The sequence below is a fragment of the Alistipes sp. AF14-19 genome (assembly GCF_003461645.1).
Lineage (GTDB): Bacteria > Bacteroidota > Bacteroidia > Bacteroidales > Rikenellaceae > Alistipes > Alistipes shahii.
Genome location: NZ_QTXM01000006.1, coordinates 34,433 through 55,020 on the forward strand (window position 1 = coordinate 34,433; position 20,588 = coordinate 55,020).

14 protein-coding genes are annotated in these 20,588 nt (G+C 60.6%); 12 read left to right on the top strand and 2 right to left on the bottom strand.

The window, feature by feature from the left end:
* Nucleotides 1–39 precede the first annotated feature (39 nt).
* The 12 genes from DWW03_RS06965 to folD all read left to right on the top strand — a co-directional run bounded on the left by DWW03_RS06965 (nucleotide 40) and on the right by folD (nucleotide 17,126).
* Nucleotides 40–2,334 carry a GH92 family glycosyl hydrolase gene (locus DWW03_RS06965; RefSeq protein ID WP_022061314.1) on the top strand — a complete coding sequence of 765 codons (2,295 nt, stop codon included), beginning with the start codon at nucleotides 40–42 and terminating at the stop codon, nucleotides 2,332–2,334.
* Between the two features lie 388 nt (nucleotides 2,335–2,722).
* A complete protein-coding gene (gene purE, locus DWW03_RS06970) occupies nucleotides 2,723–3,196 on the top strand; it encodes a 5-(carboxyamino)imidazole ribonucleotide mutase (RefSeq protein WP_204846776.1) in 474 nt (157 codons plus the stop codon).
* Between the two features lie 147 nt (nucleotides 3,197–3,343).
* Complete coding sequence (gene purK, locus DWW03_RS06975) at nucleotides 3,344–4,435, top strand: 5-(carboxyamino)imidazole ribonucleotide synthase (RefSeq protein ID WP_022061313.1); 1,092 nt, start codon at nucleotides 3,344–3,346, stop codon at nucleotides 4,433–4,435.
* A gap of 119 nt (nucleotides 4,436–4,554) precedes the next feature.
* Nucleotides 4,555–8,274, top strand: a complete 3,720-nt coding sequence (locus DWW03_RS06980; RefSeq protein ID WP_118406553.1) for a phosphoribosylformylglycinamidine synthase — start codon at nucleotides 4,555–4,557, stop codon at nucleotides 8,272–8,274.
* Between the two features lie 20 nt (nucleotides 8,275–8,294).
* The gene (locus DWW03_RS06985) at nucleotides 8,295–9,278 is read left to right on the top strand and encodes an endonuclease/exonuclease/phosphatase family protein (protein ID WP_118406554.1); all 984 of its coding nucleotides are present in this window, start codon (nucleotides 8,295–8,297) and stop codon (nucleotides 9,276–9,278) included.
* Between the two features lie 37 nt (nucleotides 9,279–9,315).
* Nucleotides 9,316–10,032, top strand: coding sequence for a phosphoribosylaminoimidazolesuccinocarboxamide synthase (gene purC / locus DWW03_RS06990; RefSeq protein WP_015547969.1), 717 nt, complete (start codon nucleotides 9,316–9,318; stop codon nucleotides 10,030–10,032).
* Between the two features lies 1 nt (nucleotide 10,033).
* Nucleotides 10,034–11,452: an amidophosphoribosyltransferase gene (gene purF / locus DWW03_RS06995; protein ID WP_015547968.1), complete on the top strand. Its 1,419-nt coding sequence runs from the start codon at nucleotides 10,034–10,036 to the stop codon at nucleotides 11,450–11,452.
* Between the two features lie 178 nt (nucleotides 11,453–11,630).
* Nucleotides 11,631–12,656, top strand: a complete 1,026-nt coding sequence (gene purM / locus DWW03_RS07000; RefSeq protein ID WP_022061309.1) for a phosphoribosylformylglycinamidine cyclo-ligase — start codon at nucleotides 11,631–11,633, stop codon at nucleotides 12,654–12,656.
* 4 nt (nucleotides 12,657–12,660) lie between these two features.
* Complete coding sequence (gene purN, locus DWW03_RS07005) at nucleotides 12,661–13,221, top strand: phosphoribosylglycinamide formyltransferase (protein WP_022061308.1); 561 nt, start codon at nucleotides 12,661–12,663, stop codon at nucleotides 13,219–13,221.
* Nucleotides 13,221–14,750 carry a bifunctional phosphoribosylaminoimidazolecarboxamide formyltransferase/IMP cyclohydrolase gene (gene purH, locus DWW03_RS07010; protein WP_022061307.1) on the top strand — a complete coding sequence of 510 codons (1,530 nt, stop codon included), beginning with the start codon at nucleotides 13,221–13,223 and terminating at the stop codon, nucleotides 14,748–14,750. The genes purN and purH overlap by 1 nt, the downstream gene beginning before the upstream one ends.
* A 249-nt stretch (nucleotides 14,751–14,999) precedes the next feature.
* On the top strand, nucleotides 15,000–16,256 hold the full coding sequence (purD, locus tag DWW03_RS07015; protein ID WP_022061306.1) for a phosphoribosylamine--glycine ligase: 1,257 nt from the start codon (nucleotides 15,000–15,002) through the stop codon (nucleotides 16,254–16,256).
* A 12-nt stretch (nucleotides 16,257–16,268) separates the two neighbouring features.
* A complete protein-coding gene (folD, locus tag DWW03_RS07020) occupies nucleotides 16,269–17,126 on the top strand; it encodes a bifunctional methylenetetrahydrofolate dehydrogenase/methenyltetrahydrofolate cyclohydrolase FolD (protein ID WP_015547964.1) in 858 nt (285 codons plus the stop codon).
* A 107-nt stretch (nucleotides 17,127–17,233) separates the two neighbouring features.
* Here the strand turns inward: folD and DWW03_RS07025 are convergent, their stop codons facing one another.
* Both DWW03_RS07025 and DWW03_RS07030 read right to left on the bottom strand, forming a co-directional pair.
* Nucleotides 17,234–18,736: a BACON domain-containing protein gene (locus DWW03_RS07025; protein ID WP_229095961.1), complete on the bottom strand. Its 1,503-nt coding sequence runs from the start codon at nucleotides 18,734–18,736 to the stop codon at nucleotides 17,234–17,236.
* 27 nt (nucleotides 18,737–18,763) lie between these two features.
* A complete protein-coding gene (locus DWW03_RS07030) occupies nucleotides 18,764–20,578 on the bottom strand; it encodes a RagB/SusD family nutrient uptake outer membrane protein (protein ID WP_118406555.1) in 1,815 nt (604 codons plus the stop codon).
* Nucleotides 20,579–20,588 lie beyond the last annotated feature (10 nt).

Sequence of the window (20,588 nt, forward strand, 5' to 3'; positions counted from 1 at the left end):
CTTGTCTTTTTACTCAATCCGGTAATTTGGAATAAAAAAATGAAGAACCTCATACTGTTGTTTTTTTCGGCTTTGGCCTGGGGCTGTTGCGAAACCCCGAAACACGAAATTTCGCTGCGCCCTTCTGAATACGTCACGACGCTCGTGGGCACACAGTCCGACTACTCGCTTTCGACGGGCAACACCTATCCGGCCGTGGCCCTGCCGTGGGGCATGAACTTCTGGACGCCCCAGACGGGCAAGATGGGCGACGGCTGGGCCTACACCTACGGATCGCACACGATCCGGGGCCTGAAGCAGACGCACCAGCCCTCGCCGTGGATCAACGATTACGGACAGTTTTCCATCATGCCCGTGCGCGGCAAAGACAAGGTTGATGAAAATGCGCGCCAGAGCTGGTTCTCCCACCAGTCGGAGACGGCGAAGCCCTATTATTACTCGGTCTATCTGGCCGACCACGATGTCGTGGCCGAAATGGCTCCGACGGATCGCGCCGCCGTGCTGCGCTTCACCTTTCCCGAGTCGGACGAATCGGGCGTGGTGATCGACGCCTTCGACCGCGGGTCGCAGGTCAAAGTCATGCCCGACAGCCGCACCGTCGTAGGATACACCACGCGCAACAGCGGCGGCGTGCCCGACAATTTCCGCAACTGGTTCGTCATCCGCTTCGACAAGCCGATCGAAAGCAGCAAGCTGTTCGATGGGGAGCGGGAAATCGCCGGTTCGTCGGTCGAAGGCGGCCATGCGCTGGCGGCGGTGTACTTCACCACCCGCCGCGGCGAGCAGGTGACGGCGCGCGTGGCCTCGTCGTTCATCTCCGAAGAGCAGGCTTTGCGCAACCTCGAAACCGAGGTCGGCGATGCCGATTTCGAGACGGTGAAAGCCCGTGCGCAGGAGCGCTGGGACGAGGTGCTGGGGCGGATCGAGGTCTCGGGCGGCACCGAAGAGCAGTACCGGACCTTCTATTCGTGCCTCTATCGCTCGACCCTGTTCCCTCGCAAATTCTACGAGATCGACGCCAAAGGCAATCCGGTGCATTACAGCCCCTACAACGGCGAGGTGCTGCCGGGCTATATGTATACCGACACGGGTTTCTGGGATACGTTCCGGTGTCTGTTCCCGCTGCTGAACCTGGTCTACCCGTCGGTCAACGCCGAGATTCAGGCCGGGTTGGCCAACACCTACCGCGAGAGCGGCTTCCTGCCCGAATGGGCCTCGCCGGGCCACCGCGGCTGCATGGTGGGCAACAATTCGGCTTCCGTAGTTGCAGATGCGATCCTGAAAGGAGTGACGCCCGCAGAGGATGTCGCCACGCTCTACGAGGCGATGCTTGCGGGACGCGACAAGGTGCATCCCACGGTAAGCTCCACCGGTCGCCTCGGACACGAATATTACAACACGCTGGGCTACGTGCCCTATAACGTGGGCATCAACGAAAATGCCGCCCGGACGCTCGAATACGCCTACGACGACTGGTGTATCGCGCAGACGGCGAAGATGCTGGGCAAGGACGAAGATGCGAAACGGCTGGAAAAGGCTTCGCAGAACTATAAAAACATGTTCGATCCCGAAACCCGCCTGATGCGGGGCCGCAACGAGGACGGCACGTTCCAGTCGCCGTTCAGCCCCTACAAGTGGGGCGACGCCTTCACCGAGGGCAACTCGTGGCACTACACCTGGTCGGTGTTCCACGATCCGGAGGGCCTTGCAACCCTAATGGGAGGCAAAACCGAATTCGGAAAAATGCTCGATTCGGTGTTCGTCGTGCCGCCGATCTACGACGACAGCTACTACGGGTTCCGCATCCACGAGATCACCGAGATGCAGGTGGCCAACATGGGCAACTACGCCCACGGCAACCAGCCGGCGCAGCACATGATCTACCTCTACAACTACGTCGGCCAGCCGTGGAAGGCGCAGTGGTGGACGCGCGAGGTGATGGACCGCCTCTATTCGTCGAAGCCCGACGGCTACTGCGGCGACGAGGACAACGGACAGACCTCGGCGTGGTATGTCTTCTCGGCTCTGGGATTCTATCCCGTGTGCCCGGGATCGGACGAGTATGCGGTCGGCTCCCCGCTGTTCCGGAAAGCGGCGATCCATCTGGAGAACGGCCAGACCGTGGAGATCGACGCCCCGCAGAACTGCGCTGAAAACCGTTATGTGGGACGGATGACCGTCGACGGCAAGGTCACCGGGAAGACGTTCCTCGAATACGGCGAGTTGCTCGGCGGCGCAAAGATCGCCTTCGGGATGCAGCCGGAGCCAGACAAAGACCGGGGCGCGAAGCCCGGGGATGCGCCCTATTCGATGAGCCGGGAGGATTGTCGATAAATTGTCGATAGAATCTGTCCGGGAATTTTGAAAGTATGTCGAAAAGCGCTATTTTTGTAACGTTGTTTTTACAACTGTTAGGTTAATTCCCATGAATTCAGGCTGCAATATCGACCAACGCGAACGAAAGAAACAGCAGGGCCAGGCCGCTGCCTTCTATTCGCGGGCGTGTCAGCAGCAGATGCGACGTGCAGCGTCCCTGGGGCAGCAGATGCCTGCTCGTGGGGTGCTTGGATAGATACCAGACCGCCATGACATGCGATGTCGTGGCGGTCTGCTTTTTTCACCCGTCCGAAAGACGGGATTCAGGGGCGGAGGCAGGTCGGGGCGTTCCGGCGCCGGTTCTCCGTCCGCTCAAGAGACGGGTTTTAAGTGATATAAAAAACGAATTCATATGAAAGTAGGCGTGATTATGGGCTCTGTGAGCGATTACGAGGTGATGGCCGAAGCCGTCGCTATGCTCGAAGCGTTCGGTGTCGATTTCGAAAAACGGGTGGTCAGCGCTCACCGCACGCCCGATCTGCTGTGCGAATACGCCAAGACGGCCAGGGAGCGCGGTATCGGCGTGATCATCGCCGGGGCCGGCGGCGCGGCGCACCTGCCGGGCATGGTGGCCTCGATGACTCCGCTGCCCGTGGTGGGCGTTCCCGTGAAGTCGCGCGCCCTGAACGGGCTGGACTCGCTGCTGTCGATCGTGCAGATGCCCGCGGGCGTTCCCGTGGCCACGACGGCCATCAACGGGGCGAAGAACGCCGCGCTGATCGCCGTGTCGATCCTCGCTTTGCAGGATGCCGCTCTGGCGGCGAAACTCGACGCCTTCCGCGCCAAACAGACCGCGGATGTGCTGAAGGCTGAAATATAGTTGGGAAATTTCCAACCGCGTGCGACAAGCTCCTCCCGAGAGAGGGGGTTGGGATGGGGCAGACTGGTAAACGCGGCGGCACGCCGCGAATGACAACGGTCGAAAGTAAAACAACGAATGACGAATAAACAACATAAAGGCGGATTAATGAAGACCATCGGTATCATAGGTGGCGGTCAGCTGGGGCTGATGATCGCCGAGCAGGCGCGGGAACTGGGCGTGCGCACCGTGTGCCTCGACCCGGCGGCCGACGCTCCGGCGTTCAACGTTTGCGACGATCATATCGTTGCGGCCTACGACGATGCCGCGGCGCTCGAGGAACTGTGCCGCCGCAGCGACGCGGTGACCTATGAATTCGAAAACGTACCGGGGGATATTCTGATTCCGCTGTGCGGGAAATACAACATCCCGCAGGGCTACAAACCCCTTTATGATTCGCAGGACCGCCTGCGCGAGAAGTCGAACGCCCGCGACCACGGGCTGCGCACGCCCGGTTTCGAGGCCGTGGACGACGAAGCGTCGCTGCGCGAAGCCGTGCGGCGGCTGGGGCTTCCCGCCGTGCTGAAAACCCGCACGCTGGGCTACGACGGCCACGGGCAGCGGGTGCTGAAGACGGAGGCCGACATCGCCGGGGCGCTGCCCCTGCTTGCGGTTCCCTGCATCCTGGAGGAGTTCGTGCCGTTCGATTCCGAGGCCAGCATCGTGATGGTGGCGGACGGCGAGCGGGTCGTGAGTTTTCCCGTGGGGCGCAATGTTCACCGCGACGGGATTCTGGATTTGTGCATCGTACCTGCCGAAGTCGATTCCGGGGTGCTGGCGCGCATGAAGGCCCAGAGCGAGCGTTTCATGCGCGATTGCGGCTATCGGGGCATCCTGGCCATCGAGTATTTCATCAAGGGCGGTGAAATCTACTTCAACGAGATGGCCCCGCGCCCGCATAACTCGGGTCACTACACCATCGAAGGCGCGACCACGAACCAGTTCCGCGAACTGGTCCGCTATCTGGTCGGGGAGCCTTTGCAGGAGCCGCAGCCGGTGGCTCCCACGGTGATGAAAAACATTCTGGGACAGGATCTCGAAGCCGCGGAGCGAATCGCCGCGGAGAACCTCCCGGGCGTATATGTCCACCTCTACGGCAAGACGGAGAACCGTCCCAAGCGCAAGATGGGCCACATCACGTTCGTGGGGATGGATGCCGCACGGTTCGAGGCCGAATGGGCCGGACGTTTTGTGAAATAACCGATCGAGCCGTCCCGCAGGCAAGTCCCCTCCGGGGAGGCCGCTTACGTACACGGCCAAAGGACGTGATAACGGCGTATTGAGCCGCTGAACGATGAATGAAATACAAACAGAGATAAATGAATAATACGACCAATTACCGCATTTTTGTCGAGAAATTACCCCGCTTCCGGGTCGAGGCCGAGAGCCTGCGCCGCGAGCTGAACACCAATCTGAACCTGTCGCTGGGCGAGGTGCGCCTGCTCTGCGTCTACGACCTTTTCGGCTTCAGCGAAGAGCTGCTGGAAAAGAGCCGCTATACGGTTTTCGGCGAGGTGGTGACCGACTCGGTGACCGACACGTTCGACCTCGCGGGGCGCAAGTATATCGCCGTGGAGTATCTGCCCGGGCAGTTCGACCAGCGCGCCGCTTCGGCCGTCGACTGCGTGCGGCTGATCGATCCCGAGGCCCGGGTCGACATCCGCTCGTCGAGGCTGCTCGTTTTCGATGACAAGACGACCGACGGGGAGCTGGCGAAGATCCGGCATTACTACATCAACGCCGTCGAATCGCGTGAGAAGGACCTTTCGGTGCTCAGCGACATGGAGCAGGCCGAAGTGAAGCCCGTCGGGGCGCTCGAAGGGTTCCGGGAGATGGCGGATTCCGAACTGGAGCCTTACTGCAAGACGATGGGTCTGGCGATGAACGCCGACGACCTGCGCGAGGTGGTGAAATACTTCCGTTCGGAGGGGCGCGATCCCTACGAAACCGAGCTGCGCATCCTCGACACTTACTGGAGCGACCACTGCCGCCACACGACTTTCACGACCGAGTTGGAGGGCATCACCGTCGAGGAGTCGTTCGTCAAGGAGGAGATCGAAGATTCGCTGGCGCTGTACCTGCGTATCCGCCGCGAACTGGGGCGTGAGCACAAGAGCCTCTGCCTGATGGATATGGCGACCATCGGCGCGCGCTACCTCCGGCAGAAAGGCCTGTTGGACGATCTGGAGGTCTCGGAGGAGAACAACGCCTGCTCGGTCTACATCGACGTCGATGTAGACGGGCGGACCGAGAAGTGGCTGTTGCAGTTCAAGAACGAAACCCACAACCATCCGACCGAGATCGAACCTTTCGGCGGGGCTTCGACCTGTCTGGGCGGCGCCATCCGCGACCCGCTGTCGGGCCGCAGCTACGTCTATCAGGCGATGCGCGTAACGGGCGCGGGAAACATTTACCTGCCTGTGTCGGAGACCCTTTCCGGAAAACTGCCGCAGAGCGTCATTTCGAAGAAGGCCGCGGCGGGCTATTCGAGCTACGGCAACCAGATCGGACTGGCTACGACCCATGTCCGCGAGATCTATCACGACGACTATGTCGCCAAACGCCTCGAAGTGGGGGCTGTGGTGGGGGCCGTGAAGGCTGCGAACGTCCGCCGCGAGCGTCCCGCACCGGGCGATAAAATCATCATGTTCGGCGGCCGCACGGGCCGCGACGGCATCGGCGGTGCGACCGGCTCTTCGAAGGAGCACGACGCCAAGTCGCTCGAAACCTGCGGCAGCGAGGTGCAGAAGGGCAACGCCCCCGAGGAGCGCAAGCTCGAGAGGCTGTTCCGCCGTCCGGAGGTGACGCGCCTCGTCAAGAAATCGAACGACTTCGGTGCGGGCGGCGTCAGCGTCGCCATCGGCGAACTGGCAGACGGGCTGGACATCTACCTCGACCGCGTGAAGACCAAGTACAGCGGTCTGAACTCCACGGAACTCGCCATCAGCGAATCGCAGGAACGCATGTCGGTGGTGGTCGAGGCGAAGGACATGGAGGAGTTCATGGGCTACTGCCGCGAGGAGAACATCGAGGCGGTGCACGTGGCCGACGTGACGGACACGGCGCGCATGCGGATGTTCAACGGCGACAGGAAGGTCGTGGACCTCAAGCGCGAATTCATCGACAGCGCCGGGGCGAAGCATTATGCCGAGGCGCGGATCGGCGCGGTGGAAAACCGCGATCCCTTTGCCCGTGAAGTGGCGGGGGAGACCCTCGCCGAGCGTTTTACGAACAACCTCAAGGATAACAATGTCGTCTCGCAGCGGGGCCTCGTGGAGATGTTCGACGCGACGATCGGCCGCTCGACGGTGCTGATGCCCTTCGGCGGCCGCATGCAGCGCAGCGAGACGCAGGTCTCGGTGCAGAAACTCCCCACGGACGGCTATACCGACACGGCCAGCATCATGGCCTTCGGCTACAACCCCTACGTGGCTTCGTGGAGTCCCTACCACGGCGCGGCCTATGCCGTCGTGGAAGCTGCGGCGAAGGTCGTGGCCGCGGGTGCGCGTTACGAGAGGATGCGCTACTCCTATCAGGAGTATTTCGAGCGTATGACCCGGAATCCCGAGTCGTGGGGCAAGCCGCTCGGCGCGCTGCTCGGTGCGCTGAAGATGCAGGTCGAACTGGGCCTGCCTTCGATCGGCGGCAAGGACTCGATGTCGGGCACGTTCCAGGACATCAACGTTCCGCCGATGCTGATGGCCTTCGGCATCACGACGGTCGACGCTTCGAAGGTCATTTCCACCGACCTCAAAGGCGCAGGACATCGCATTTACCTCGTCCGCCATACTCCGCTGGAGAACCGGATGCCCGACACGGCGCAGCTGAAGGAGAACTTTGCGTTCGTCAGCGGGCGGATCGAGTCCGGGAAAATCCTCTCGGCGTGGTCCGTGGGCTTCGGCGGCGTCGGAGAGGGCCTTGCCAAGATGGCTTTCGGCAACGGCGTCGGCGCGGAGATCACCCTCGACGAGCCGAAATTGTATGAATACGCCTACGGTTCGATCCTCGTCGAGTGTGAGGGCACGTTGGAATATCCGCATGCCGAACTGCTGGGCTTCACCGTCGCCGAGGAGGCGCTGACGGTCAACGGGGTGAAGATGCCGCTCGAAGAGCTTTACAAGGCCAATACGGAGAAATTTGCGGCCGTTTACCCCGACAAGGGCCGGAACTCGGCGGAGGTGATGACCTCCGCACCCGCCCCGAAAACGTTCGTTTATCCCGGCGAGGCGGTCGAGACCCCGGTGGTCTATATTCCGGTGTTCCCCGGCACGAACTGCGACTACGACACCGCCAAGGCGTTCCGCGCGGCGGGGGCCGAGGTCCGGACGAGCGTCTTGTGCAACATCGCCGGCGACGACGTTTTGCGCTCGATCGCCGAAATGAAGGAGCATATCCGCCGGGCGCACATCTTCGTGCTCGCAGGCGGTTTCTCGGCGGGCGACGAACCCGACGGAAGCGCCAAATTCATTGTCAATGTGTTGAACAATAAGGATATTCGCGACGAAATCCACGCTTTGACCGACCGCGGAGGCCTGATCCTGGGCATCTGCAACGGTTTCCAGGCGTTGGTCAAGTCGGGCCTTTTGCCTTACGGACGTCTGGGCATGGTCACCAAGGAGTCGCCGACGCTGTTCCGCAACGACGTCAACCGTCATATTTCGCAGATCGTCTCGACGCGCGTCGCGACGACCGCTTCCCCGTGGCTCCGCGGCTTCCGTCCGGGTGAACTGCATTCGATTGCCGTCAGCCACGGCGAGGGTAAGTTCGTGGTGAGCGAGGAGCTTGCCCGCGAGCTGTTCGCCAACGGGCAGGTGGCCTTCCAGTACGCCGATGCCGCAGGGAACCCCACGGCAGAGGCTCCCTGGAACCCCAACGGATCGTCGTACGCCATCGAGGGCATCATCTCGCAGAACGGGTTGATTCTTGGAAAAATGGGCCACACGGAGCGTTACGAAAACAACCTGTTCAAGAACATCGCCGGCAACAAGCAGCAGTCGTTGTTCGCCAATGCCGTGGCCTATTTCCGCAAAGTGCAATAACCTTAAAAAAACGATAACCGATGAAAACCTCCCTGTTCCGATTTTGCGGCGTGCTGCTTCTTGCGGCGATGCTCGCTCCGGTCTGCGTTCATGCCCGGAAAAACCCGAAGAACCCGAAAAACAACATGCGCCTGCTGTACTGGAACATTCAGAACGGAATGTGGTCCGGGCAGGGCGACAACTACGACAAGTTCGTGGAGTGGGTCAGGGCGTACGATCCGGACGTCTGCGTCTGGTGCGAGGCGCAGTCGATCTACAAGACCGGCACGGCCGACAAGATGGATGTCGCCGACCGTTATCTGGTCGGGAACTGGGGCGAACTGGCCGCCCGTTACGGCCACAAATACTGGTATGTGGGCGGACACCGCGACAATTACCCGCAGGTGATCACGTCGAAATACCCGATCGAGAACGTCGAACGTATCGTCGGCTCGAAACCCGACAGCGTGGTGACGCACGGAGCGGGCTGGGCGCGCATCGAGAAGAACGGCAAGACGGTCAACATCGTAACGCTTCACACCTGGCCGCAGGGGTATGCCTTCCAGGCTAAGGACCGCGATGCGAGCCGTGCCGAGAACGGCGGCGACAAATACCGCCGCATGGAGATGGAATACATCTGCAACCATACGATCCATTCGGTTCCGGGCGCCGAAAAGCAGTTCTGGATGATGATGGGCGATTTCAACGCGCGTTCGTCGCGCGACAACTGGTTCTACAAATATCCGGCGGGCGACACGCGTTTCCTGGTGCACGACTACATTCTCCGGCACACGCCTTATGTGGACGTGATCGCCGGGAAATATCCCGGGGAGTTCAAGACCACGACGGGCGGCAAGTCGCGCATCGACTTCGTTTACTGCACGCCGCCGCTCTACGAGCGCATCACGCATGCCGACGTGGTGACCGACGCCTACACCGAGCCGGTCCGCGACCCGGCCAAACTTTCGAATTTCTGGCACCCCTCGGACCACCGTCCGATCGTGGTGGACTTCAATATGAAATGAGACAACGAATCAAATAATCAAAAAACACCCAAACAACATGAAACAGCTCGAAATGCTCTACGAGGGCAAGGCAAAACAGGTTTTTCGCACGGACGATCCTGATAAGATCATCATCCACTACAAGGATGCCGCTACGGCTTTCAACAACATCAAGAAAGCTACGATCGAGAACAAGGGCGTGCTGAACAACGCCATTTCGACCCTGATCTTCAAGGAGCTGCATAAGGCCGGCGTGAAGACCCACTATATCGAGACGATCAACGACCGCGATCAGGTCTGCCGCCGGGTGACGATCATTCCGCTGGAGGTGATCGTGCGCAACGTCATCGCCGGTTCGATGGCCCAGCGTCTCGGCATCGAGGAGGGCACGCAGCCCTCGAACGTCATTTTCGACATTTGCTACAAGAAGGACGAGCTGGGCGACCCGCTGATCAACGACCATCACGCCGTTGCGCTGGGCGCCGCTACGTACGAGGAGCTGAACGAGATGTACGCCATGACGGCCAAGATCAACGAGGTGCTCAAGGAGCTGTTCCTGAAGATGAACATCAAGTTGGTGGACTTCAAGATCGAGTTCGGCAAGACGTCGGACGGCGAGATCGTGCTGGCCGACGAGGTGTCGCCCGACACCTGCCGTCTGTGGGATGCCACGACCAACGAGAAACTCGACAAGGACCGTTTCCGCCGCGACCTGGGCAAGGTCCGCGAGGCTTACGAGGAGATTCTGGCGCGCCTGCAAAAAATCGTCGGGTAGTATGATGGAAGTGATCCGCGACCGTGAATTGCACGAGGAGTGCGGGGTGTTCGGCATCTACGGAGTGCCGAACGCCGCGTCGCTGACCTATTACGGTCTCCACGCCTTGCAGCACCGCGGGCAGGAGGGGGCCGGCATCGTCTCGGTGGACGAGAGCGGCACGTTCCGCCGCATCAAGGGCGGAGGGCTGGTGACGGAGGTTTTCGACGAGGCGAAACTCGCCACGCTGAAAGGTTCCACGGCCATCGGCCATGTGCGTTACACCACGGCCGGAGGCGGCGGCATGGAGAATGTCCAGCCGTTCCTCTTCCGCCACAACACGGGCGACTTCGCGCTGGCGCATAACGGCAATATCGTCAATTCGGAGTTGCTGCGCCGCCACCTCGAAAACAAGGGCAGCCTGTTTCAGTCGACCTCCGACAGCGAGATCCTGGCCCACCTGATCAAGAAGGAGACGCGCTACCACGACCGGCCGCGCATCTTCTCGATCATCGACGCGCTGAACATGCTCGAAGGGGCTTTCGCCTTCCTGATTATGACGGCCAACCGCATCTACGCCTGCCGTGACAAGTACGGCCTGCGTCCGCTGTCGATCGGCAAGCTGGGCGACGGATGGGTGGTGTCGAGCGAAACGTGCGCGTTCGACGTGCTGGGCGCGGAGTTCGTGCGCGACGTCGAGCCGGGCGAGATCGTGACGATTGATAAACAGGGCATCCGCAGCCGCGACTACTCGATGTACAAGCGTCACGAAATGTGTTCGATGGAGTACATCTACTTCGCACGCCCGGACAGCGACATCGACGGCTGCAACGTCCACGCCTACCGCAAGGAGTCGGGACGCCTGCTCTGGAAGGAGGCTCCCGCCGAGGCGGACATCGTGGTCGGCGTGCCCGATTCGAGCCTCAGCGCCGCGATGGGTTACGCCGAGGCGAGCGGACTGCCGTATGAAATGGGACTTATCAAGAACAAGTATATCGGCCGCACCTTCATCCAGCCCTCGCAGGAGCTGCGCGAGAAGGGCGTGAGGATGAAACTTTCGGCCGTGCGTTCGATCGTCAGGGGCAAGCGCGTGGTGCTGGTCGACGACTCGATCGTGCGCGGCACGACCTCGCGGCGCATTGTCACGATGCTCAAGGAGGCGGGAGCCACCGAAGTGCACGTGCGCATCGCCAGTCCCCCGATGACCGATCCCTGCTTCTACGGCGTGGACACCTCGACACGCGAGGAGCTGATCTCGGCCCGCAAGAACACGGCGGGGGTCTGCGAGGAGATCGGCGCCGATTCGCTGGTGTTCCTCTCGCCCGAGTCGCTGTTGAAGGCGGGCAGCCGCAAGGAACTTTGCATGGCCTGCTTCACGGGGCAGTATCCCACGGCGCTCTACCAGTCGCCCGAGGAGGCCAACAAGGACGTAAAATGTTAGCGGACGCGAAGCGGTCATTGCGAGGAGGACGCAGGTCCGACGCGGCAATCTGAACCGGTGTTGTGACGTTACGGCATTTTTCCCGGATTGCCACGGCATCTGGCGATGCCTCCCAATGACGGGCCCGGAGAATGGGGATAAAAACAGGGAATTTAAATTATTTAAACCATATATTGCTATGGCTCAAAGTTATGAAAAGGCCGGCGTGAATCTCGAAGCCGGATACGAAGTGGTGCGGCGCATCAAAAAGCATGTGGCCTCGACCTCGCGTCTGGGTGTGATGGGCAACATCGGCGCCTTCGGCGGTATGTTCGACCTCTCGGCCCTCAAGGTGAAGGAACCGGTGCTCGTGAGCGGGACCGACGGCGTGGGAACCAAACTCAAGCTGGCCTTCGAGATGGACAAGCACGACACGATCGGCATTGATGCCGTGGCCATGTGCGTCAACGACGTGCTGGCGCAGGGCGCCGAACCGCTGGTGTTCCTCGACTACGTGGCCGTGGGGCGCAATGAACCCCAGAAGATCGAGGCCATCGTCGCGGGTGTCGCCGACGGCTGCCGTCAGGCCGGCTGTGCGCTGGTGGGCGGCGAGACCGCCGAGATGCCGGGCATGTACGCCGAGGGCGAATACGACATCGCCGGATTCACGGTGGGCGTTGTGGAGAAGTCGCAGCTGATCGACGGTTCGAAGGTCAGGGCGGGCGACGTGCTGGTGGGCGTTGCGTCGAGCGGCGTGCACTCCAACGGCTTCAGCCTCGTGCGCAAGATCGTCGCGGACAACTGCCTGAACCTGCGCGAGTCCTATCCCGAACTGTCGAACAAACAGCTCGGCGAGGTGCTGCTCACGCCGACGAAAATCTATGTGAAGCAGGTGCTGGAGGTGGTTCGCAACTGCGACGTGCACGGCATCAGCCACATCACGGGCGGCGGTTTCGACGAAAATATTCCCCGCATCCTCCACGAGGGGCAGGGGCTTGAGATCGACGAAGGGTCGTGGGAGATTCTGCCCGTGTTCCGCTTCCTCGAAAAGTACGGCAAGGTGGCCCACCGCGAGATGTTCAACATCTTCAACATGGGCATCGGCATGGTCATCGCCCTCGATGCCGCCGAGGCGCAGAAGGCCATCGGCATCCTCACGGAGCAGGGCGAGCGTGCCACGGTCATCGGACGCGTAACCGACACCGAGGGTGTCGTCATCCGATAGAGGGATGCGGCGCCTTGCGGTTTTCGCCAGCGGCAGCGGCACGAACTTCGAAGCCATCGTCACGGCCTGCGAGCGGGGCGTGCTGGATGCCGAAGTCGTGCTGATGGTCTGCGACAAACCCGGTGCGAAGGTGGTCGAAAGGGCTGCCGCTCACGAGGTCGGGGCGTTCGTCTTCGCGCCGAAGCAATATGCCTCGAAGGCCGACTACGAGCGGGAGATCGTCGCGCGGCTGGATGCCGCGGGCGTGGAGCTGGTCTGCCTGGCGGGCTATATGCGCATTGTGGGCGACGTGCTGCTGGGGGCCTACGGCGGGCGGATCATCAACATCCACCCCTCGCTGCTGCCGGCCTTCCGCGGGGCGCATGCCATCGAGCAGGCGCTGGAATACGGCGTCAAGGTCTTCGGCGTGACGATCCATTACGTCGACGCCGAGCTGGACGGCGGACGCATCATCGCCCAGCGGGCCTTTCCCTACGAGGGCGATGACATCGGGGAACTGGAAGCGATGATTCATGCCGTGGAATATCCGTTATACATTGAAACTATTAAAAAACTGATCGAATAATGCGCGCATTAATTAGTGTAAGTGACAAGACCGGTGTCGTGGAGTTTGCCAAAGGGCTGCGGACTCTGGGCTGGGAGGTGATCGCCACGGGCGGTACGATGAAGCTCCTGGCCGACAGCGGCGTGGAGGTAATCAACATCAGCGACGTGACGGGATTCCCCGAGATCTGCGACGGCCGCGTGAAGACCCTGCATCCCAACGTGCACGGCGGACTGCTGGCCCGCCGCGACGATCCGGAGCACCTGAAAGCCCTGAAGGATAATCATATCGAGTTCATCGACATGGTCTGCGTGAACCTTTATCCGTTCCGGGAGACGATTTCGAAACCCGGCGTGAAGATGGAGGACGCCATCGAGAACATCGACATCGGCGGACCTTCGATGCTTCGCTCGGCGGCCAAGAACTGGGCCGACGTGACGGTGGTGTGCGACCCCGCGGACTATGACGCGATTCTGGACGAGATTCGCGCCGGCGGCAATACCGAAAAGGCCACGCGCCTGAAGCTCTCGGCCAAAGCCTATACGCATACCGCCGAGTACGACGCGATGATCGCCGCCTATATGCGCGCGCAGGCGGGTCTGAACGAGAAGCTTTTCCTCGAGTTCGACCTCGTGCAGTCGCTGCGCTACGGCGAAAACCCCCACCAGTCGGCCAAATTCTACCGCGAGGGGAAGGAGGTGCCCTATTCGCTGGCATTCGCCAGACAGCTCAACGGCAAGGAGTTGTCGTACAACAATATCCAGGACGCCAACGCCGCGCTGTGCATCGTGCGCGAGTTCGACAAGCCGTTCTGCGTGGGCCTCAAACACATGAATCCCTGCGGCGCCGCGACGGGCAAGGATGTCGTCGAGGCATGGACGAAGGCCTACGAGGCCGACAAGGTGTCGATCTTTGGCGGCATCGTGGCGACGAACTGCACGGTGACGCGCGAAGCGGCCGAGCTGATGAAGCCGATCTTCCTCGAAATCATCATGGCCCCGAAATTCGACGAGGGGGCGCTCGAAGTGCTCTCGGCGAAGAAGAACCTGCGCCTGCTCGAGGTCAGCATGGACAAGGGCGACGTGGACCCGAAACAGTATGTGAGCGTCAACGGCGGCCTGCTGGTGCAGGACCTCGACGTGGCGACGAAGGCCGTTACGGCCGATATGTGCGTCACGAAGGCGAAGCCCGCTGCGGAGCAGATGGAGGATCTCAATTTCGGCTGGCATATCGTCAAACACGTGAAGTCGAACGCCATCGTGGCGGTGAAGGACGGCCGGACGCTGGGCGTCGGCGCCGGACAGATGAACCGCATCGGCTCGGCGGAGATCGCCCTGAAGCAGGCGCATGCCGCAGGCGTCACCGAGGGTCTCGTGCTGGCGTCGGACGGTTTCTTCCCCTTCGACGACTGTGTGACGCTGGCCGCCGAATACGGCGTGACGGCGATCGTGCAGCCCGGCGGTTCGGTCCGCGACGAGGATTCGATCCGGAAGGCCGACGAGAAGGGTATCGCCATGGTATTCACCGGTGAGAGGCACTTCAAGCATTAGTATCACCGGCGTTACCATGTTTGGGTAGTACAGAAATCCGACCGGATACCGGAGCCGTTGGCAAGGGACGGGCTAAAAGCGCGAGCGGAGGGGACGGTTTGTTTACAAACCCGCGAATAGTCGCCCGGAGCCAGCGTTAGACCGTTTCGGGCAGGCGGAGGTATCGTCGGAGAGTTTTTGTGGCACTTTTTGCGGAAAAAAGTGCCGGAATCTGCGGAGTTTATTCTGCGATAAAAAGGAATTTTGTTTATGAAGGTACTGGTTATCGGCGGCGGAGGCCGCGAACACGCCATTGTCGACGCGCTGTCGCGTTCGCCGCAGGTTGAAAAAATTTACTGCGCACCCGGGAATGCGGGCATCGCCCGGCAGGCCGAGTGCGTGGCCATTCGTGAAACCGAGGTGGAACGCCTGCGTGACTTTGCCGCGGAGCGGGGCATCGGCCTCACGGTCGTGGGTCCCGAAGTGGCGCTGGCGGCGGGTGTCGTCGACTGCTTCAGGGCCGCGGGGCTGCGCATCTTTGGTCCGACGAAGGCTGCGGCGCGCATCGAGTCGTCGAAGGAGTTCGCCAAACGGCTGATGGCTAAATATGCCATCCCGACAGCCGGATTCCGCGCATTCACCGACTATGCCGGGGCGCTGGCCTATGTGCAGGGGCGTCCTCTGCCCGCAGTGCTGAAATACGACGGACTGGCCGCCGGAAAAGGCGTGGTGATCGCCCGGACGATGGCCGAGGCCGAAGCGGCGTTGCGGGATATGTTGCTCGACGATAAGTTCGGCGAGGGCAAGGTGGTCGTCGAGGATTACCTCGAAGGTCCCGAGTTTTCGTTCATGTGCTTCGTTTCGGGACACAAGGTGTGGCCGATGGCGCTGGCGCAGGACCACAAGCGCGCCTACGACGGCGATGAGGGTCCCAATACGGGCGGTATGGGCGCCTATTCGCCCCTGCCGTTCGTGACGGCGGAGGACGAACGCTATGCCCTGGAGAAGATCATGCAGCCCGTGGCCGACGCGATGATCGCCGAGGGGTGTCCCTTCGAGGGCGTGCTCTACGGCGGACTGATGAAGACTGCGCGGGGTATCGAGGTCATCGAGTTCAACGCCCGTTTCGGCGATCCCGAGACCGAGGTGGTGCTGCCGCGCCTGAAGAGCGACATCGTCGACATCTTCTGTGCCGTGGCCGAGGGACGCGATACGCAGCTGGAGTGGCACGATTTCGCCGCGCTGGGCATCGTGCTGGCCTCGAAGGGCTATCCGGGCGACTACGAAAAAGGACACGAGATCAAGGGCCTGGACCGCGTCGAAGGGGCTGTTTATCACATGGGAACCCGGGCCGACGGCGGGCGGATTCTCACCAACGGAGGCCGCGTGCTGTTCGTGGTGGGCAAGGGCAGGGACCTGGCCGAAGCGCGGAGGAATGCGCTGGCCGACGTGGCCCGCATCGACTGCGACAATCTGTTCCACCGCACCGACATCGGCCACCGGGCTTTCGACGATTTGGAAAGATAATACGAGCGATATATGGCAAAAATAATCAGCGGAAAAGAACTTTCAGCGAAACTGAAACTTGAAATGGCGGACGAGGTGAAGACCTTCCCCGCGAAATACGGCCGTGTGCCCCATCTGGTTGTCATCCTCGTGGGCGAGGACCCCGGCAGCGTGAGCTATGTGACGGGCAAGGCCAAGGCTTCGGCCGAGGTGGGCATCCGCAATACCACGATCCGAAAGCCCGAGTCCGTTTCCGAGGCCGAACTGCTGGACATCATCACGGCCCTGAACCTCGACGACGAGGTGGACGGCATTCTGGTCCAGCTGCCCCTTCCGAAACATATCGACGAGGACAAGGTGATCGCCGCCATCGACAAACAGAAGGATGTCGACGGCTTCCATCCCCTGAACGTTGCGGCGCTGTGGCAGAAACAGCCCTGCACGCTCCCCTGCACCCCGAAAGGCATTCTCAAGATGCTGCGGGCCGCAGGCGTGGAGATCGCCGGCAAGCGCGCCGTGGTGATCGGCCGCAGCAATATCGTGGGACTTCCCGTGTCGAAACTGCTCTTGGACGCGAACGCTACGGTGACGATGGCCCACAGTCGTACGCGCAACCTCGCCGAAGTGACGCGCGGGGCGGAGATTCTGGTGGTGGCCATCGGTCGGCCGAAGTTCGTCACGGCGGAGATGGTGTCGCCGGGCGCCGTGGTGATCGACGTGGGGGTGAACCGCGACCCGGAGACGGGCAAACTGTGCGGCGATGTCGATTTTGCGGCCATCGAACCCAAGGCCTCGGTGATCACGCCCGTGCCGGGCGGCGTCGGGCCTATGACGATCTGCTGCCTGATGGAGAACACGATCGAGTGTTTCCTCCGGCGAGCGGGCCGGTAGCCGGCGGAACGGAGCGAAAACTTCGGTTTTTTTTGCGCCTCCGCTGAAAAAAATCAGCCGTTGACTCACGGGTCAACGGCTGATTTCGTTTTATAAGGTTCCTGTTATCAGAGTTTGATCGGTTCGGATATTTTGATATTGTCGAGGAACCAGCGGTTGGCTGTTCCGACTTCCCACTGCGTCTGCGTAATGGTGATCTTCGTATCCTTGTTGACCGTAATGCCCTTCAGGCTGACTTCGGCGCGAACCCATTCGAGCTTGTGACCATCCTCCCATCCCAGTTCGGGTATGTCGATCTGCACTTTGTCGCTGCCGTTCTCGAAGATGACGATCAGATTGACGGGGTCGATCTTGCCGGACCCCTGGCGCATTCCGCACCAGTCGAACGAGAGTGTCACATTGTCCTTTGCTTCGGGAACCCCGTCTATCGGAGGAAGAATGATACCTGCGTGATTGCCGGTCTTGCCGAATTTGAGGTAGTTCTGCTGGAGGTAGATGCGTTTGTTGTCGTTCTTGTCGTAGATAAACTTGTAACCGAGTTTTTCGACAGCGTCGAATGCAGTCACTCCATCGACAGTTATGGAGGTAAGCGCTGTCGCTTTTGCATCGAGGTTATCCGTCTCGACCGTTTGGCCGACACCGCTTGCTACGGACCACGGTTCGAGCCATTCGAAGTTCTCCAGGAAATAGACGATCTCGTTCAGGCCGTTGTCCTCGACATCGGTGGCCATGATGCGCTGTACAGGCTCGGCCAAACCGGCGTAGTAGCCCGTGACGGTTACGATATGGCCGGTCAGGGAGGAAAGGCCCAGACTCGACGGGGCGTCCACGACGCTGACCGAGTACTTGGCGTCCTCCGAAACGGTGAGGGTGCTGCCGTTGAAAACGCCCTTGACGGTGACGTAGCCCCGTTTGGAGGAGGTGTAGTCGTCGATCTTTGCGCTGATGTCCTCCGGTTCGGGGTAGTTCACCGCTCCGCCGGACAGAACCGTCACCTCGTCGCAGTCGATTACCGTAGCGAGTTTCTGCGAGTCGGACGACTTGGTGCCCAAGAGCGAAATCTTGTCGCCGACGGCAACCGTCGTGGCGTCCGAGACGAAGATATTGTCCGTGTTTTTGTCGTCGCTGATGACGAAGCCTTTGGTCGTCACGGCCACGACGATCGCCGACGGTACGGAAATGACCGTTTCGTCCGCCAGGGCGGCGAGTTCACCTGCCGTGTACTCCTTCACATCGCGGTATTTGTCTCCGTTCTGCGTGATGAGCACCTGTGCGCGGCTTGCAAGAGTCCGTCCCTTGAAGACGAGGGTGGCCTTGCGGGGGTTGTCCTCCGCGCCGTCGCGCATGTTGTCGGTCACCGAAACCGTCACGTCCATGACGCCGGTTCCCGAGTTGGGCGTGACCGTCACCCAGTCGGGGACTTCCGTCACCCAGTCGGCGTCGGCATAGATGGTGATGATCTTTTCCGCCGCTCTTTCCGCTTCGAAATTCAAGGTGTTGGCGCTCGCCAGAACAGCTTCGGAAAGGTGGTCCTCATCCTTGTCGCAGCCCCAGAAGGAACATAGGGCCGCCATGAGGATCGGGGCTGTCATATATTTTACAAATCTCATAATCTTGTTTTTTAGGTTATTTCCGACTTAAAAATCGAGTCCGTCGCTCCATCCCGGATTCTGCGTGAGGTTCGGGTTGAGCGAACGCTCGCCGCTGGGAATCGGGTAGAGGTAATCGCGTTCCTCGTTGAACGGAGTGCGCAGATTCTCTACGGTTTTGTGATAGTAGACATAGCCTTTGTCCCCCTCGGAGAGAATGATGTCCGAACCGAGTTCGTATACCGAAACTCCTTCGCCGGCTTGGGGTTTGGTCTCTCCTGCCTTATAGAGAATCAGATCGGCCGTTTCTTTGCCCGCAAGCTTGTATTCGCCGGGGCCCGGGAAATACATGCCGGAAATGGCCTGGTCGATGCAATAGCCGGCTTTCCAGCGATACAGATCCTGAAGGCGGAAACCCTCCTGGATCAGCTCGACGGTTCGTTCGCGGCGGATTTCCAGAATGGCGTTTACGATTTCGTTGGAGCCGGTCACATTGGGATAGCCGTACTCCTCGGACGAAAGATACCAGTCGGGTTGTTTGTCGAGATCCCTCATGGTGAGGGCCGGCATCCCCACCCGGCTTCGGATTTCGTTGACGGTGATATTCAGATCATCAGGCGAGAGCGATCCCAGTTCGGCCTTGGCTTCGGCATAGTTGAGCAGCACTTCGGCATAGCGGAAAACCGGCATGTCGCAGGTCGAACGGTCGTTGCGGTCGATCTGTCCTCCCGAGGCCGTCGTGTCCTGAACGAATTTGATGGGTTGGTAGCCGGTGATCGTGACGCCGAGATCGGGTCCCTGTACCCGCTTGGCGCCGATGCGCTTGTAACCCGGGGTGCGGATCGACTGCGCCAGGCGCGGGTCGCGGTCCTTCACCTCCTCGGTGAAAGGCATTGTTTGCCACTCTGTCTTAAATTTGTCGGTGAATGCCTTGCCGTCCTTCATCAGGTACATGTTGATGAATTTGCGGGTGTAGCCCGGGCGGCCCTGTGTCGGCAGCAGCGTGTAGGCCGTCGCATTGTGGTAGACCTGGGCCTCGTAGCTGTTCCGGATGGCGAGGATATACTCTTCGGTGCTGGCATTCTCCTGTGCGAAGAGCATCATGTAGTCCTTGTCCGGATTTTTGGTGGAGTAGAGCTTGTAGGGACCTTCGTCGATGATCGTTTTGGCGGCCTTGGCAGCTTCCTCCAGATAATAGGTGTAGTCATGTCCTTCGAGGTTGATGCCGTGGTATTTGCGGTAGGTTCCCTCGAAGAGGCAGAACCGCGCTTTCAGCGCCAGCGCCGCCCATTTGTTGACGCGGTAGGTCGATATATCCTCCGTAAGACCGCCGCTGTTGATGGCTTCGTCGATATCCTTGATCATATTGGTCATGATCAGTTCGCGTGAATCGCGCGGTTTGTAGAGCGCTTCGTCTGCCGAGCCGAGCTGCACCTCGTACCAGGGCACGTCGCCGAAGCGTTTCACCTTGTCGAAATAGAAGGCGGCGCGGAAGAATTTGGCCAGGGCCGTATATTCGGTCACGGCCTTCTTGTCCTCGCATTGATCGACATATTCCAGCAGGGTGTTTATGCGGCGCAGGTTGCCCCACGACCAGCCGCCGCCGGTGTTCGGAACGGTGCGCTTGTCGCCTCCGTAGAGAACATCGGAGAGGGTCATCTGAACGAGCAGGTCGTTCTGCTCATCGTAGGGCGTCTTGTCCAGCAGGTTGTCGTAAAAGGGGTTGGAGAAGAGTTCCAGATCGCTTCTCGTCTTGAAATAGTCGAACTGCGTCACCCGATCCAACGGTTCTTTGTCCAGCAGGGAGTCGCAGGCCGATAATCCTGCAATCAGCGTTGCTGCCAGTATGATTAATCGCTTCATGGTATTCGGA